Origin of the sequence: Erwinia aphidicola (genome assembly GCF_014773485.1) — a bacterium.
Taxonomy (GTDB): Bacteria; Pseudomonadota; Gammaproteobacteria; order Enterobacterales; family Enterobacteriaceae; genus Erwinia; species Erwinia aphidicola.
In genome coordinates, this window is sequence record NZ_JACXBP010000004.1 from 502,246 (window position 1) to 519,255 (window position 17,010).

The window sequence follows — 17,010 nt, forward strand, 5'->3', positions numbered from 1 at the left end:
GCTGGTATCTTTTGCCCAGAAGCGCAGAATTCCGCAGATGAAAACGCATAACCTAAGCGGATTCACCCTGCTGGAAATGATGGTGGTGGTGACCCTTGTTAGCTTACTTAGCCTCGGCGGTTGGCACGGCTGGAACAGCTTTCAGCAGCGGCAACAGCTCAACGACAGCGCGCTGCAGATCCAGCGCCTGCTGCAGCGGCTGCGTAGCGATGCCAACTGGCACAACCGCACGCGGCTGCTGTGGCTAAAACCTGGCGCTGGCTGGTGCCTCGGTGCGGGAGAGGGCGCACAGCCGTGCTCTACGCCGGGCCCTCTGCACTTACGGGCGCCGTACCCGGGGATCGTGGTACAGACGCTGACCGACGGGATGGGTTTTTATGGCAAAAAAAACGCCGCCCGTCCGGGGAGGATCGTCATCGCAGGGGAAGTCGGCGAGCGGCGGATTATCGTCTCCGCGCGCGGCAGGGTGCGCATCTGCGCGCAGGACAGCGAGGAGTGTCGATGAAGGCGCACGGCTTTACGCTACTGGAAACTCTGATTGCGCTGGCGGTGGGGAGCGTGCTGATGCTCGGCGCAACCCGCTTCCTGCCGCTGCTGCAGGGGCAGAACCTGCGTCTGATGATGCAGGTGCAGCTCAATGAGGAACTGCTGCAAATCGTGCAGACGCTGGAGAAAGCCATCAGGCGCGCCGGCTACTGCCACGGCGACTGCCATGGCCCTGCCTTCAGCGTGCAGTCGGCGGGCAGCTGTCTGCTGCTGCGCTGGGATGAAAACAGTAATGGCAAATGGGAAGCGGCCGGGCGCGATGACAGCGAGCTGTATGGCTACCGGCTGCGGGCGGGCAGCCTGGAGATGCAGCGTGGCGTCAGCAGTTGTGAAGGCGGCGGCTGGGAGCGGCTCAACGACCCGCGCCTGATTGGCATTAGGGATTTTAAAGTGGCGCGTGCGGAGCGGCAGGTAAAAATCACCCTCGGCGGCTATGCCAAACGCGTACCCACCGTGACGCAGCGCGTTGAGCACTGGCTGACGGCGGAAAATCTTTAATGTGCGCAGTGATTGAACGGCAGCGCGGTAGCGGCGCACTGCTGATGGTCATCATTATCCTGCTGATGGGCACGCTGTTGCTGAACGCCACCCGGCGTCAGCTCAGTGACTCGCTTAGCCTGGTCGCCGACCAGCGCCTGTATCTGCAGCAGCAGGCTGCGGCAGCCTCGGCGCTGGCGTGGGGGGGGCGCCTGCGCTGGGGCAGGGAGGCGGGCTGGCAGTGCCAGCAAATCACCGCGTACGCCTGGCGCGCCTGCCTGCAGCGCCTGCCGTCTGCTATCTTGCTGCGGGCTGATAGCGGGCCGGGTACGCTGGCGTGGTATCGCTGGGTTGCAGAGCGTGCTGGCAACGGCGTGCGCGCACTGCCGCACGGCTGGCTGGATTTCTGCCCGCTGGCAGAGAAAGGAGCCTGTGATGTTGACCAATGAGCAGGGGTTTAGCCTGGTGGAAACGCTGTTTGCACTGCTGCTGTTCAGCCTGAGCTTTACGGCACTGATGCACTATCAGCAGGCGCTCGGGCTGGGGTTCCAGCAACAGTGGCAGCAGCGCGAAGCGTGGCGTAACGCGCAGCAAAGGCTGGAGGGCCAGCAGATGCCCGGCTGGCGCTTCACGCTGCAGGCGCGCAGCGGCCCGTCAGGGTGCCAGCTGCTCAGCGCGCGGGCGACCAGCCCCGCCGGACGCAGCGCAGAACTGACGCAGCTACAGTGCCCGGCGAACAGGGGTTAACAGATGCTATTTTTCAAGCCGTGCCGAACGGGTTACAGTAGCCGTCGGCGCAAATTAAAGGACCGTGACATGTTTACCGTTTACCACTCCAATCAGCTGGATCTGTTAAAAACGCTGGCCTGCTGGCAGATTGAAAACCAGCCGCTGCGCGATCCGCTCTGTTCGGAGGTGGTACTGGTACAGAGCCCGGGTATGGCGCAGTGGCTCCAGATGTCGCTGGCAGAACAGTTTGGCATTGCGGCGAACATTGACTTCCCGCTGCCCGCCAGCTTTATCTGGGATATGTTCGTGCGCGTCCTGCCGGAGATCCCGAAAGAGAGCGCATTTAACAAATCCAGCATGAGCTGGAAGCTGATGGCGATCCTGCCCGCGATGCTGGCGGACGACGCTTTCACCATGCTGCGCCACTACCTTAGCGACGATGACGACAAGCGTAAGCTGTTCCAGCTCTCATCCCGCGTTGCCGACCTGTTTGACCAGTATCTGGTCTATCGCCCGCAGTGGCTGAACAGCTGGCAGCAGGGGCAGCTGGTTGACGGGCTGGGCGAGGCGCAGATCTGGCAGGCTCCGCTGTGGGCGGCGCTGGTGGAATATACCCATCAGCTCGGCCAGCCGGAATGGCACCGTGCCAATCTTTATCAGCGCTTTATCGCCAGGCTGGAAAGCGACAGCACGCGCCCACCCAACCTGCCGGACCGGGTGTTTATCTGCGGCATCTCCGCGCTGCCCCCCGTCTATCTCCAGGCACTGCAGGCGCTGGGTAAACACATTGATATCCACCTGCTGTTCACTAACCCCTGCCGTCACTACTGGGGCGATATTCAGGACTACGGCTTCCTGGCGAAGCTGCAAAGCCGTAACCGCCGCCACTATCAGGACAACCGTGAAATTCCGCAGTTTCGCGACGTCGAGAACGCCTCCTCGCTGTTCAATGCCGATGGCGAGCAGCAGCTGAGCAATCCGCTGCTGGCCTCCTGGGGGAAGCTCGGGCGTGACAATCTCTATCTGCTGGCACAAATGGAGCCAAACGAAGTTTTCGCCTTTGTCGACATCGAGCCGGTAAACCTGCTGCAAACGTTAAAACGCGACCTGCTGGAGCTGGAAGATCATGCGGCGATTGGCCTGAAGCAGAGTGAGTGGGCCACCAGCAGCAGCAAGCGCGTGCTGGCGGCGGAAGACCGCTCGGTCTCTCTTCACCTCTGCCACAGCCCGCAGCGCGAGGTTGAAGTGTTACAGGACCGGCTGTTGGCGATGATGGACGCCGACCCGAGCCTCACCGCGCGCGATATCATCGTCATGGTCTCGGATATCGACGCCTACACGCCGTTTATCCAGGCGGTATTTGGCAATGCCCCGCCAGAGCGCGCGCTGCCATTCGCAATTTCTGACCGCAGTGCCAGCCAGGCGCATCCGGCGCTGCAGGCGTTTATCTCCCTGCTCAGCCTGCCGGACAGCCGCTTTACCGCCGAAGAGGTGCTGGGGCTGCTGGAAGTGCCCGCCGTGGCCGCCCGATTTGCGGTCGATGAAGAGGGGCTGCGCCTGCTGCGTCACTGGGTAGGGGAATCCGGCATTCGCTGGGGGCTGGATGATGACAACGTGCGCGAGCTGGAGCTGCCCGCCACCGGCCAGCACACATGGCATTTCGGCCTGACGCGCATGCTGCTCGGCTACGCGATGAACAGCGAAGCGGGGGACTGGCAGGGCATCCTGCCCTATGACGAGTCGAGCGGGCTGATTGCTGAACTGGCGGGCAACCTGGCGGAACTCCTCGCGCAACTGCACCGCTGGCGGCAGTGGCTGAGCGAGGCGCGCCCGCTGCCGGAGTGGCTGCCGCTGTGCCGTCAGCTGCTTGACGACTTCTTTACCCGCGATGCCGAAACCGAAGCGGCGCTGGCGCTGATTGAAGAGCAGTGGCAGCAGGCGATCGCCTACGGGGTGCAGGCTGGCTATCAGCCGGCGGTACCGCTGACCATCCTGCGTGACGACCTGGCGGCGCGCCTCGATCAGCAGCAAATCAGCCAGCGCTTCCTCGCCGGGCCTGTCAACTTCTGCACCCTGATGCCCATGCGTTCCATTCCCTTTAAGGTGGTGTGCCTGCTGGGCATGAACGACGGCGTTTACCCGCGTACGCTGCCGCCGCTCGGTTTTGACCTGATGAACCAGCAGGCGCAGAAGGGCGACCGTAGCCGCCGCGACGATGACCGCTACCTGTTCCTTGAAGCGCTGAACTCCGCACAGCAGCAGCTGTACATCAGCTATATCGGCCGCTCGATCCAGGATAATACCGAACGATATCCTTCAGTGCTGGTCAGTGAATTAGTGGAGTACATCAGTCAGAGCTTCTGCCTGGCCGCCGATCGTGACAAAGATGTTGATAGCAGCGCTGAGGCGCTGATCGACCATCTGCACCATCTGCACAGCCGCATGCCGTTTGCGGCAGAGAATTATTGTGAGCAGGCGGAGTTTCGCAGCTTTGCCGCCGAGTGGCTGCCCGCCGCCGCCGCCCGCGGTACGGCACATCCCCCGTTTATGCAGGCATTGCCGGATGAAAGCGAAGAGATACTGAGCTTTGACAAGCTGGTGCGCTTCTGGCGCCACCCGGTGCGGGCATTCTTCAGCCTGCGCCTCGGCGTCAGCTTCCAGCTGGAAGAGACGGCTCTGCCGGATGCGGAGCCGTTCTCCCTCGACGGTCTCAGCCGTTATCAGGTCAATGCACAGCTGCTGAACAGCCTGATCGACGGCAGCGAGAGTGACCGTCTGTACGCGCGCCAGCGTGCCGCCGGGGCGCTGCCCTACGGGGCATTTGGTGAACTGTTCTGGCAGGAGCAGGAGCAGGAGATGAGTGAACTGGCCGGGCGCATACGCGAACAGCGTGCCGCTGCGGAAAGCTGGGAAATTGCGCTGGAGATCGGCGGCCTGACGTTAAGCGGCTGGCTGACGCAGGTGCAGGATAACGGCCTGCTGCGCTGGCGGCCCGGCATTCTCAACTTTAACGATGGCCTGACGCTCTGGCTGGAACACCTGGTGTATTGCGCGCTGGGCGGCAGCGGCAGCAGCGTAATGATGGGGCGCAAAGAGAGCGAGTGGCGCTTCCCGCCGCTGCCAGCAGAGCAGGCTTTGCAGCAGCTGGCTCACTATATTGACGGTTACCGGCTGGGCATGTGTGCCCCGCTGCTGCTCACCGCTTCCGGTGGGGCCTGGCTCAAAGAGTGTTTTGATGATAAAACCGGCGTGGTGCAGCGCGATGATGCCACGCAGAAAAAAGCCCGGGCGAAGCTGTTACAGTGCTGGCAGGGCAATTATCAAATTGACGGTGAGGGCAGCGACCCGTATCTGCAACGCCTGCTGCGTTCGCTGGATGAGACCGGCGTGCAGGAGATGACTCAACAGGCCGAACGCTGGCTGTTACCGTTATTGCAGCATCATCGCCCGGATTAACCATGTTTTCAGGACATTCAGGCTGACATCCTGTAGTGTTTTTGATTTAGGCTGTGTCCCGCAATGGGTCGTGGTGCGGTCGTAGCGCCAAAATTGCGGGACACAGCCTGATTACTTAGCGTGCGTGACACAGCCGTGCGCTGAAATCTGTAAGCCGATATTCAACCGGCAGGAAGCCGGAGAATAACAGCCCGTTGAGGAGTTTGAATGCGTCGTTATGCAGTCTGGTTAGCTTGTTTTGTTTCCGTCACGTTGTTCGCCCCGCTGGTTCAGGCGCAGGATGGCTGGCAACCGATTACTGAAACTATCCGCAAAAGTGAGAAGGATCCTCGCCAGTACCAGGCCATCAAGTTAGACAATGGCATGACCGTGCTGCTGGTTTCCGATGCGCAAGCCACTAAATCGCTGGCGGCGCTGACGCTGCCGGTGGGTTCGCTGGAAAACCCCACCGACCAGCTTGGGCTGGCGCACTATCTGGAACATATGGTGCTGATGGGGTCAAAACGCTATCCGCAGCCGGATAACCTTGCTGAATTCCTCAAAAAACATGGCGGCAGCCACAACGCCAGCACCGCGTCTTACCGCACCGCGTTCTACCTGGAAGTGGAAAACGATGCGCTGCAGCCCGCTGTTGATCGCCTGGCCGATGCCATCGCCGAACCGCTGCTCGACCCGGTGAATGCCGACCGTGAACGCCATGCGGTTAATGCCGAGCTAACGATGGCGCGTTCGCGTGACGGGCTGCGGATGGCGCAGGTTGGTGCGGAAACGCTCAACCCCGAGCACCCGAGTTCACGCTTCTCCGGCGGTAATCTGGAAACCCTGCGCGACAAGCCCGGCAGCAAGCTGCACGATGCGCTGACCGCGTTTTATCATCGCTACTACTCCGCCAACCTGATGAAGGCGGTGATCTACGGCAATCAGCCGCTGGCAGAGCTGCAAAAAATTGCTGCGGCGACCTTTGGCCGTGTCGCCAACCACCATGCCACTGTACCCGATATTAGCGTGCCGGTGGTGACCGATAAGCAAAAAGGCATCATTATTCACTACGTGCCGGCCCAGCCGCGCAAGCAGCTGAAAATCGAATTCCGCATTGATAACAACAGCGATAAATTCCGCAGTAAAACCGACACGCTGATTGGCTATCTGATTGGCAACCGCAGCAAAAACACGCTGTCAGACTGGCTGCAAAACCAGGGCCTGGCCGATTCGATCAGTGCCGGGGCCGACCCGGTTATCGACCGTAACGGCGGCGTATTCTCGATTGCGATTTCACTGACCGATAAAGGCCAGGCGAAGCGCGATGAGGTGATTGCGGCGGTATTCAGCTACCTCAACCAGCTGCGCACCGAGGGGATTGATAAGCGCTACTTTGATGAAGTGGCGCACGTGCTGGATCTCGATTTCCGCTACCCGTCGATCACCCGCGATATGGACTACATTGAATGGCTGGTGGACACCATGCTGCGCGTTCCGGTCGCCGATACGCTGGTGGCCCCATATATCGCCGATGACTACGATGCGCAAGCGATCGGAGCCCGGCTGGAGGGCATGACGCCGGAAAACGCGCGCATCTGGTTTATCAGCCCGAAAGAGCCGCACAATAAAACCGCCTACTTTGTTGATGCCCCCTATCAGGTCGACAAAATCAGCGCCCAGCGCTTTAAGGACTGGCAGGTGGAAAGCGATAAAATCAAACTGTCGCTGCCGGTGCTTAACCCGTATATCCCCGATGATTTCAGCCTGATCAAGGCCGATAAGGCTTATGCGCGTCCGCAAGAGCTGATGAATCAGCAAGGGCTGCGGGTGTTCTATATGCCAAGCCAGTATTACGCGGACGAGCCGAAAGCCAATATCACCCTTGCGCTGCGTAATAAGGCTGCGATGAGCACGGCACAGAACCAGGTGATGTTTGCGCTGAATGACTACCTGGCGGGCGTCGCGCTGGATGAACTGAGCTCGCAGGCGTCGGTGGGCGGCATTAGCTTCTCCACCAGCGAAGACGACGGCGTGACCTTCAGCGCTACCGGCTTTACCCAGCGCTTGCCGAAGCTGATGAGCCAGCTGCTGAAGGGTTACACCAGCTTCACGCCGACTCAGGCGCAGCTGGAACAGGCGAAATCCTGGTATCTGGAACGCCTGGATGCGGCAGACAAAGGCAAAGCCTTTGAGCTGGCTATCCAGCCTGCGCAGCTGCTTTCCCAACTGCCTTACACCCAGCGCAGCGAGCGCCGCAAGCTGGTGGCAACCATCAGCCTGCAACAGCTGATGGACTATCGCAAAATGCTGCTGGAGCAGTCTGCGCCGGAGCTAATGGTGGTCGGCAATATGACCCCGGATGCGGTGCGCAGTCTGGCCACCGAGGTGAAAACCCAGCTCAACTGTGAAGGCCATGAGTGGTGGCACAGTGAGCACGTCACCATCACGAAGCCAACGCTGGCTAACCTGCAGGAGGCGGGCAGCAGCACCGATTCGGCGCTGGCAGCGGTCTACGTCCCGGTCGGCTTTGAGGAGTATCAGAGCATGGCCAGCAGCGCGATGCTGAGCCAGATTATCCAGCCGTGGTTCTACAATCAGCTGCGCACCGAAGAGCAGCTGGGCTATGCGGTGTTTGCTTTCCAGATGCCGGTCGGCCGCCAGTGGGGCATTGGCTTCCTGCTGCAGAGCAACGTCAAGCAGCCTGCATTCCTGCTGAGCCGCTTTAAAGCCTTCTACCCCACGGCGGAAAAACGCCTGCGTGAGATGAGCAAAGCGGACTTTGCCCAGTATCAGGCCGCGATGATCAACGAACTGAAGCAGCGTCCGCAGACGCTGGATGAAGAAGCCGGGCGCTTTAGCAAAGACTTTGACCGCGAGAATTACAAGTTCGATACCCGCGAGAAAGTGATTGCTCAGATCCAGGCGCTGACGCCGCAGTCGGTGGCTGACTTCTTCCATCAGGCGGTGATGGCACCGACCGGGCTGGCGCTGCTGTCGCAGATTTCCGGCAGCCACCACGGTAAAGCCGACTATGCCAAAGAGAAGGGCTGGACCACGTGGAAAGACCTCTCCACGCTGCAACAGTCGCTGCCGGTGAGCCAGGATACGCCATGAGCCAACGGAGGCCTGAGCGGCTTGATCCGTTAACTCTGCCGCTGCACGGTGAGCGGCTGATTGAAGCCTCAGCAGGGACCGGTAAGACCTTCACCATCGGGCTGCTATATCTGCGCCTGCTGCTCGGCCTGGGCGGCGAGGCGGCATTCAGCCGCCCGCTGTCGGTCGAAGAGATCCTGGTGGTGACCTTTACCGAAGCGGCTACCGCCGAGCTGCGCGGGCGTATTCGCGCCAATATTCACGAGTTGCGCATCGCCTGCGTGCGCGGCGAGAGCCGCAACCCGATGCTCTCCGCACTGATGGCAGAACTGCCCGATCGCGACTGGGCGGCCTCCATGCTGCTGGCGGCGGAGCGACAGATGGATGAAGCGGGGATTTTTACCATTCACGGCTTCTGCCAGCGCATGCTGAATCTCAACGCGTTCGAGTCCGGTATGCTGTTCGAACAGCAGCTGATAGAAGATGAAACCCCGCTGCGCCGCCGGGCGACTGCTGACTTCTGGCGCCGCCACTGCTACCCGCTACCGCTGGCGGTGGCCAGAGTGGTGCGCCAGCTGTGGGCGGGCCCGGAGCAGCTGCTGAAGACCCTGTCACCGTGGCTGGGGGGCGAAGCGCCCGCGCTGAAGTCAGCGCCGCATCCTGACGAGACGCTGGAGCAGCGCCACGCGAAAATCATTGCGCAGATCGACGCGCTGAAACAGGCGTGGCTGGCGGCGGGCGATCTGCTGGCGCTGCTGGAAGCCTCCGGCGTTGACCGGCGTAGCTACAACAGTAAGCACTTACCTAACTGGCTGGAAAAAATCAGCCAGTGGGCGCAGCAGGCAACGGAAGATTACGAGGTGCCGAAAGATCTTGAGCGCTTCGGCCAGCGCGTGCTGCTGGATAAAACGAAAAAGGGTGAACCGCCGCGCCATGCGCTGTTTGACCAGATCGATGCCTTCCTTGCCGAGCCGCTATCGCTGCGTGACCTGGTGATTGCCCGCGCGCTGCACGAGGTGCGTTTTGTCACCCAGCAGGAGAAACGCCTGCATGCGCAGCTGGGCTTCGACGACCTGCTGGGGCGCTTTGATGCCGCCCTGCAGCAGCCGGGCGGTGCGGCACTGGCGGCGGCTATTCGCCAGCGCTATCCGGTCGCGCTGATCGATGAGTTCCAGGATACCGACCCGCAGCAGTACCGCATTTTCCAGACGCTGTACGTGCGCCAGCCCGACAGCGCTCTGCTGCTGATTGGCGACCCGAAGCAGGCGATCTACGCCTTCCGCGGTGCGGACATTTTTACCTATATGAAGGCGCGCGCCGAAGTTAGCGCCCACTACACGCTGGAAACAAACTGGCGCTCTTCACCGGCAATGGTGGACGGCGTTAACCAGCTGTTTTTACGCCAGAACAATCCGTTCCTGTTCAGCGAAATCCCCTTTATCACGGTGGCTGCGGCGGAGCCGAACCAGACCTTAAGCTTTAGGCTAGATGGCCAGCCGCAGCCCGCATTGCAGTTCTGGCTGCAGCCGGGGGAAGGCGTGGGGGTAAGTGATTACCAACAGTTTATGGCCCGCCAGTGTGCAGCGCAGATCTGTCGCTGGCTCAGCGCCGGCCAGCTGGGTAATGCGCTGATTGGTAAAGCCGATAAGCAGCGCCCGGTGCAGGCTTCGGATATCACTATTCTGGTGCGCAGCCGCAGCGAAGCTTCGGTGATGCGCGAGGCGTTAAACGGCCTGAATATCCCGTCGGTATATCTCTCCAATCGCGACAGCGTGTTTACCACCCCGGAAGCTCGCGAGATGCTATGGCTGCTGCAGGCGGTGCTGGCACCGGAGCAGGAGAGAGTGTTACGCAGCGCGCTGGCCAGCAGTTTGTTTGGGCTTGATGCCCTGGCGCTGGATGCCCTGAGTCGCGACGAGCGCGCCTGGGATGCGCTGGTGGATGAGTTTGCCGGATATCGCCAGCGCTGGCTGAAACGTGGCGTGCTGCCGATGCTGCGCGAGCTGATGGTGCAGCGTCAGATGGCAGAGAATCTGCTGGCCTCCGATGGCGGCGAGCGTCGCCTGACCGATCTGCTGCATCTTGGTGAACTGCTGCAGGAGGCTGCTGCCACTCTGGACAGCGAGCATGCGCTGGTGCGCTGGCTGGCACAACAGCTTGAGCAGCCGGACAGCGCGGTGGCCAATCAGCAGCTGCGGCTGGAGAGCGACCGCCACCTGGTGCAGATAGTGACCATCCATAAATCTAAAGGGCTGCAGTATCCGCTGGTGTGGCTGCCGTTTGTGGCGAACTATCGCGAGGCGGATAACGGCGTCTATCACGACCGTCAGACCTTTGAAGCACTGCTCGATCTGCAGCAGGGTGAAGAGAGTGTGGAGCTGGCGGAGCAGGAGCGGCTGGCGGAAGATCTGCGCCTGCTGTACGTGGCGCTGACCCGTTCGGTGTATCACTGCAGCGTCGGCATTGCGCCGCTGATCAAAGGCAACCGTAAAAAAGAGGGCAACAGCGATCTGCACCGCAGCGCGCTGGGCTATCTGCTGCAGCGGGGGGAAGCGGCTGATGCCGCGGGCTTGCGCACTGCTCTGCTCGCGCTGCAAAGCGAAGCCACGTCACTGCTGGAGCCGGGCGAGCCTGATGACGCGCCGTGGCAGCCGCAGCGGGAGGAGGCGCAAAGCCTCAGCAGCCTGCAGATGGCGCGGACGCTGCGCGATGACTGGCGCGTCACCAGCTACTCCGGCCTGCAGCAGCACGGGCAGCCGACGGCACTGGACCTGCTGCCGCGGCTTGATGTTGATGCCGCCGGCGAAGCCAGCGCCGAGCGGCTGCCGCAGCTGACGCCGCACACCTTTCCGCGCGGTGCCGCGCCCGGCACCTTCCTGCACGGCCTGTTTGAAACGCTGGAGTTCACTGAAGCCGTTGACGATGCGTGGCTGATGCAGCAGCTGAGCGGGCAGGGGCTGGATGAAGCCTGGCTGCCGGTGGTGCGCGAGTGGATTACACGCATTTTACAGACGCCGCTTAACGACAGCGGTGTCTCGCTTCACCAGCTGCCCGCCGATGCGCGCCGGGTGGAGTTACAATTCTACCTGCCGATTGAACGCCTGCTGAAAGCAGAAGCGCTCGACGCGCTGGTACGCCAGGACCCGCTGTCGGCGGGCTGCCCGCCGCTGGATTTCTATCAGGTGCAGGGCATGCTGAAAGGCTTTATCGACCTGGTGTTCTGCTGGCAGGGGAAATATTACCTGCTGGACTACAAATCCAACTGGCTGGGTGAAGACAGCAGCGCCTATACCCAGCAGGCAATGGCGCAGGCGATGCAGTCGCACCGCTATGATCTGCAGTATCAGCTCTACACCCTCGCGCTGCACCGTTATCTGCGCCACCGCCTGGCGGACTATGACTACCAGCAGCACTTTGGTGGGGTGATCTATCTGTTTCTGCGCGGCCTGGACGGCACCGATGCCAGCAATGGCATTTACAGCACGCGGCCCGCGCCGGAGTTTGTCGAGGCGCTCGACCAGCTGTTTGCCAAACAAGCGGAGAGCGGCGTATGACGCTGGCTGAATTACTAAAACAGGCGCAGAGCCTGCGCCTGCTGCGCGCGCTCGACGTGCAGTTTGCCCGGATGGTGGCAACTGAGCAGCAGCCCGCGCTGATGCTGGCGGCGGCGCTGGTCAGCCGCGATGCGGGAGAGGGGCACGTCTGCCTGCCGCTGGACCAGCTGCAGCCGGAAGCCTTTTTCGCCGGGCGTCATCCTGAGCTGGCGCAGGCGCTTTGGCAGGCGGCGGGCGCACCGGACGACTGGTCAACGCTGCTGCTGGCGCAGCCGGCGGTCAGCGACGGTAGCGCGGCAACGCCGCTGGTGCTGCACCAGCAGCGCCTGTATCTGCACCGCATGTGGCAGAGCGAAGGTGAAGTGGCGCAGTTTATTCAGCGCCAGCCGATCCCGCAGGTGCGGGAAGAGGCGCTTATTCGTCTGACGCTGGACCGCTACTTTGGTCAGCAGCCTGATGACTGGCAGAAGATAGCCGCGGCGGTGGCGCTCACGCGGCAGGTGGCGGTGATTTCCGGTGGCCCTGGCACGGGCAAAACCACGACGGTGGCGAAGCTGCTAGCCAGCCTGATCGAACTGTCGCCGGGTACGCCACGCATTGAGCTGGCGGCACCGACCGGTAAAGCGGCGGCGCGCCTGACGGAGTCGCTGGGCAAAACTCTGCAGAGCCTGCAGCTGGATGCTGCGGTGCTGAAAAGCTTTCCGCAGGAGGCGACCACGCTGCACCGGCTGCTGGGCGCGCTGCCCGGCAGCCAGCGGATGCGCTATCACGCGGCGAACCCGCTGCACCTCGACGTGCTGGTGGTGGATGAAGCCTCGATGGTCGATCTGCCGATGCTGGCCAGCCTGATCGCCGCGCTGCCGCCGCAGGCCCGGGTGATATTCCTCGGCGATCGTGACCAGCTGGCCTCGGTGGAAGCCGGTGCCGTGCTGGGCGATATCTGCCGCTGTGCCGAGTCTGGCTACAGCGTGCAGCGTGCCGCCGAACTGTCGCGCCTTACCGGCTGTGAAGTGGCAGGGCGGGACGATGCTGATGCGCCCCAGGTGCGCGATGCTCTCTGCCTGCTGCGCAAAAGCTACCGCTTCACGGAGTCTTCAGGGATTGGCCAGCTGGCACTGGCGGTGAATGCCGGAGAGGTGAAGCGGGTGGAGCAGGTCTTTGCCCAGGGCTTTAGCGATATCAAGCGTCACGCGCTCAGCAGCAGCGAAGACTATCAGCAGCTGCTGAATGAGTGCGTGGCGGGCTATCGTGACTATCTGATGCGGCTGAAGAGCGGAGCATCACCTGCGGAGGTGCTGTCGGCCTTCAGCCGCTTCCAGCTGCTGTGCGCGCTGCGCGAGGGGCCATTTGGCGTGGCGGGATTGAATGAGCGCATTGAGCAGGTGCTGCGTGCCGCCGGACTTATCCGCCGTAATGTGGCGCTGTACGGCAAGTGGTATGCCGGGCGGCCGGTGATGATCGCCCGTAACGACCGTGCGCTGGGGCTGTTTAACGGCGATATTGGTATTGCGATGCTGGATGACGAGCAGCAGCTAAAGGTATTTTTCCCGCTGCCGGACGGCACGATTAAAGCGGTGCAGCCCAGCCGCCTGCCGCCGCACGATACGGCTTTTGCGATGACGGTGCATAAATCCCAGGGATCGGAGTTTGAGCACACGCTGATGGTGCTGCCAAACCAGGTAATGCCGGTATTAACGCGGGAGCTGGTCTACACCGCGATTACCCGCGCCAAACAGCAGCTGACGCTGTACGCCGATAAAGCGGTATTTAGCAGTGCGGTGAAAATGCGCACCCGGCGCCGGAGTGGATTAGTAGAGCGCCTGACGATTGCGTAGGGGCGGAGCGCTGTTTGGGACCGCCCGAGGGTCGACCGGAAAAAATGGTCGACCCCTACAGTTCACTTCAGGATGTTCGGCTGCTGCAGGTTTTTTGTAGGGGCGGAGCGCTGTTTGGGGCCGCCCGAGGGTCGCCCCCTACGGTTAATCGCGCGGTGCGGGATTAACTCTGCCGGGTATGCACGCTGGCTTCGCGCAGGTCGACCATCAGCACTTTTGAACGGCGCTGATAGTTATACATCTCTTTTTTGCTCTCCGGCAGCAGCTCGACATCCACCGGCATAAAACCGCGCTCCTGGAACCAGTGAATGCTGCGGGTGGTCAACACGAACAGCTTTTTCAGCCCCATCTGCCGCGCCTGCAGCGCGACGCGCTCCAGCAGCGCCTCGCCGCGTGAAGAGCTGCGATAATCCGGGTGAACCGCCACGCAGGCCATCTCGCCGATCTGCTCTTCCGGGAACGGATAGAGTGCCGCACAGCCGATGGTCAGGTTGTCGCGTTCAATGATGGTGAACTTGTCGATCTCCATCTCCAGCTGTTCACGCGAGCGGCGCACCAAAATACCCTGCTGCTCCAGCGGGCGGATCAGCTCCAGAATGCCGCCGATATCGTTAATGGTGGCGCGACGGATCTGCTCGGCGCTCTCCATGACAATCTGGGTACCGATACCGTCGCGCGAGAACAGCTCCTGCAACAGGGCGCCATCCTCCTGATAGCTGATCAGGTGGCTACGGCGCACGCCGCTGCGGCAGGCCTTCACCGCACCGCGCAGGAAGCGCACCGTGCCGGAGTGATAATCCTCGTCGCTCTCCAGCTCTTCAATGCGCTTTTGCGCCTCGTTCGGGAACAGCTCAGAGACAATCATGCCATCGCGGTTGGTCACGCCCTGCTCGGAGCAGAAGCCGATCATCTTCTCGGCCTTGAGCTTAATCGCCAGCTGCGTCGCCACCTCTTCTGAGGTCAGGTTAAAGCTTTCGCCGGTCACGGAGACCGCCACCGGGCCCATCAGCACGATAGCGCCGCTGTCGAGCTGACGATGGATCGCCTCTTCATCAATGCGGCGAATGCGCCCGCTGTGGCAGTAATCTACCCCGTCATCGACGCCGAGCGGCTGGGCGATAATAAAGTTACCGCTGACGACATTAATATGCGCACCCTGCAAAGGCGTATTGTTGAGGCTCATCGACAGGCGGGCGGTAATATCCAGCTGTAGACGGCCAGCGGCCTGCTTCACCAGCTCCAGCGACTGAGCATCCGTGACGCGGGTGTGTTTATGGTAGAGCGGTTCCAGATTGCGCTCGGCAAGGCTGGCGTCGATCTGCGGGCGGGCGCCGTACACCACCACCAGGCGGATGCCGAGGCTGTGCAGCAGGCCGATATCATTAATGATGCCGGAGAAGTTCTCGTGCTCGATGGCTTCACCACCCAGCATAATGACAAACGTTTTACCACGGTGGGCATTGATGTAGGGAACGGTATGACGAAATCCCTGAACCAGCTCGGTACTACGTTCCTTCACGGCAAACCCTCTCTGCATTATTATTCGGTAAAAGTGTATTTTTATTCTTTTCTCGCCCTGGGTGCAAGTGACTTTTATCCTTACTTATCACCCGCTCGCGCATTTCCAACAGTCTAATATGCTGCATTTATTCGCTTTTTCGGGGTGACACTGCCTGGTGGATTCGTTAAAGTTTTTGCAAAATTTTCTCTGTTGGCTTTTTATTAGACAAATTACAGCATCTGGAGTGGCATGACCGATTCAACTTCGCTTAACCGGCGGCGATTTCTACAGGGCGCCGGGGCCGTCTGTCTGCTCAGCGTTAGCCGGGTAGGCTGGGCAGCCAGCAGTCACGTGGTGGCCATCCGCATCTGGCCTTCCACCACCTATTCGCGCCTGACCATTGAGTCGAATACCGCCCTGAAATATAAGCAGTTTGCGCTGAGCAACCCTGACCGCGTGGTGGTGGATATTGAAAATATTCATCTTAACCACGTGCTTAACGGCGTCGCCAATCTGGTACGCCAGGATGACCCCTACATTAAAAATGCGCGCGTGGGTCAGTTTGATCGCAACACCGTGCGGCTGGTGCTGGAGCTAAAACAGAACGTCAGCCCGCGGGTGTTCACCCTCGATCCGGTCGCCGGGATTAAAAACCGTCTGGTGCTCGATCTCTACCCGGCGCGGGACCGGCCGCAGGATGATGATCCGCTGCTCGCGTTGCTGAAAGATTACAACCAGGGGGATCTGGAACGTAGCCAGCCAGCGGAGGCCGCGCTGCCGGGCAAAGCAGGGAGAGACCGGCCAATTGTGATAATGATCGACCCTGGCCACGGCGGGGAAGATTCCGGCGCAATTGGTAAGCATAAGACGCGGGAAAAAGATGTGGTGCTGAAAATCGGCCGCCGCCTGAAGCAGCTCATCGACAAGCAGCCGAATATGCGCGCTTATATGACGCGTAATGAAGATGTGTTTATCCCGCTGAAGGTGAGGGTGGCCAAAGCACGCAAGCAGCGCGCCGATCTGTTTGTTTCGATTCATGCCGATGCCTTCACCAGCCGTGCGGCGCGGGGCTCTTCGGTCTTTGCCCTGTCGACTAAAGGGGCAACCAGCACCGCTGCGCGTTTTCTCGCTCAGACGCAGAATGAATCGGATCTGATCGGCGGCGTCAGCATGAGCGGCGACCGTTATCTCGACCACACCATGTTTGATATGGTGCAGAGCCTGACCATCAACGACAGCCTGAAGTTTGGTAAAGAGGTGCTTTCGCGCATGGGGAAGATTAACCATCTGCACAAGCGCAGCGTTGATCAGGCCGGGTTTGCGGTGTTGAAAGCGCCGGATATCCCGTCAATTCTGGTTGAGACGGCTTTTATCAGCAATGTTGAAGAGGAGCGCAAGCTGCGCACCACGCGTTTTCAGCATCAGGTGGCAGATTCGATTCTGGCGGGGATAAAAGCCTACTTTGCCAACGGCGCGTCACTGGCACCGCATAAATAGTCAGCGGGCGGAAAGGATTCTGCCGGGATATTGGGTAAGGGGACAAATTTCAGATACAAAAAAACACCCTTAAGGGTGCTTAATTGGTTGCGGGAGCCGGATTTGAACCGACGACCTTCGGGTTATGAGCCCGACGAGCTACCAGGCTGCTCCATCCCGCGTCCGATTGACGCTTTAACTCTACTTCTCACCACGAGACAAAATTGGTTGCGGGAGCCGGATTTGAACCGACGACCTTCGGGTTATGAGCCCGACGAGCTACCAGGCTGCTCCATCCCGCGTCCGCGTGGTTTGTCGCTTCCATCACGACACTATCTTTTACTGCTGCTTCACTAAGCTACTA

General features: G+C 60.9%; 10 protein-coding genes and 2 tRNA genes. 9 read left to right on the top strand and 3 right to left on the bottom strand.

Features of this window, described 5'->3' with window-relative positions:
* The first annotated feature begins 37 nt into the window (after nucleotides 1–37).
* From ID864_RS12480 to recD, 8 genes are all read left to right on the top strand, one after another.
* Nucleotides 38–505, top strand: coding sequence for a prepilin peptidase-dependent protein (locus ID864_RS12480; protein ID WP_099754939.1), 468 nt, complete (start codon nucleotides 38–40; stop codon nucleotides 503–505).
* Nucleotides 496–1,044 carry a prepilin peptidase-dependent protein gene (locus ID864_RS12485; RefSeq protein WP_099754938.1) on the top strand — a complete coding sequence of 183 codons (549 nt, stop codon included), beginning with the start codon at nucleotides 496–498 and terminating at the stop codon, nucleotides 1,042–1,044. The genes ID864_RS12480 and ID864_RS12485 overlap by 10 nt, the downstream gene beginning before the upstream one ends.
* A complete protein-coding gene (locus ID864_RS12490) occupies nucleotides 1,044–1,472 on the top strand; it encodes a DUF2509 family protein (RefSeq protein WP_191149886.1) in 429 nt (142 codons plus the stop codon). Before ID864_RS12485 ends, ID864_RS12490 begins: the two co-directional genes overlap by 1 nt.
* Entirely contained in the window at nucleotides 1,459–1,770 is a 312-nt protein-coding gene (locus tag ID864_RS12495; protein ID WP_048917167.1) for a prepilin-type N-terminal cleavage/methylation domain-containing protein, read from the top strand. The genes ID864_RS12490 and ID864_RS12495 overlap by 14 nt, the downstream gene beginning before the upstream one ends.
* Before the next feature lie 69 nt (nucleotides 1,771–1,839).
* Complete coding sequence (recC, locus tag ID864_RS12500) at nucleotides 1,840–5,208, top strand: exodeoxyribonuclease V subunit gamma (RefSeq protein ID WP_191149887.1); 3,369 nt, start codon at nucleotides 1,840–1,842, stop codon at nucleotides 5,206–5,208.
* Between the two features lie 207 nt (nucleotides 5,209–5,415).
* Nucleotides 5,416–8,301 carry a pitrilysin gene (gene ptrA, locus ID864_RS12505; RefSeq protein ID WP_099753461.1) on the top strand — a complete coding sequence of 962 codons (2,886 nt, stop codon included), beginning with the start codon at nucleotides 5,416–5,418 and terminating at the stop codon, nucleotides 8,299–8,301.
* Nucleotides 8,298–11,834 (top strand): exodeoxyribonuclease V subunit beta, encoded by a 3,537-nt coding sequence (recB, locus tag ID864_RS12510; protein WP_191149888.1) that lies wholly within the window; start codon nucleotides 8,298–8,300, stop codon nucleotides 11,832–11,834. Before ptrA ends, recB begins: the two co-directional genes overlap by 4 nt.
* Nucleotides 11,831–13,669 (top strand): exodeoxyribonuclease V subunit alpha, encoded by a 1,839-nt coding sequence (gene recD, locus ID864_RS12515; RefSeq protein WP_048917163.1) that lies wholly within the window; start codon nucleotides 11,831–11,833, stop codon nucleotides 13,667–13,669. The genes recB and recD overlap by 4 nt, the downstream gene beginning before the upstream one ends.
* A 163-nt stretch (nucleotides 13,670–13,832) precedes the next feature.
* On the opposite strand, the gene argA is transcribed toward recD, so the two are convergent.
* Nucleotides 13,833–15,206, bottom strand: a complete 1,374-nt coding sequence (argA, locus tag ID864_RS12520; protein ID WP_180276712.1) for an amino-acid N-acetyltransferase — start codon at nucleotides 15,204–15,206, stop codon at nucleotides 13,833–13,835.
* Nucleotides 15,207–15,419: 213 nt separating this feature from the next.
* Between argA and amiC the strand changes: the two genes are divergently transcribed.
* Nucleotides 15,420–16,667, top strand: a complete 1,248-nt coding sequence (gene amiC, locus ID864_RS12525; RefSeq protein WP_048917161.1) for an N-acetylmuramoyl-L-alanine amidase AmiC — start codon at nucleotides 15,420–15,422, stop codon at nucleotides 16,665–16,667.
* 84 nt (nucleotides 16,668–16,751) lie between these two features.
* On the opposite strand, the gene ID864_RS12530 is transcribed toward amiC, so the two are convergent.
* Together ID864_RS12530 and ID864_RS12535 are read right to left on the bottom strand one after the other, a co-directional pair.
* Nucleotides 16,752–16,828 (bottom strand) — tRNA-Met (locus ID864_RS12530).
* 43 nt (nucleotides 16,829–16,871) lie between these two features.
* Nucleotides 16,872–16,948 (bottom strand) — tRNA-Met (locus ID864_RS12535).
* Nucleotides 16,949–17,010 lie beyond the last annotated feature (62 nt).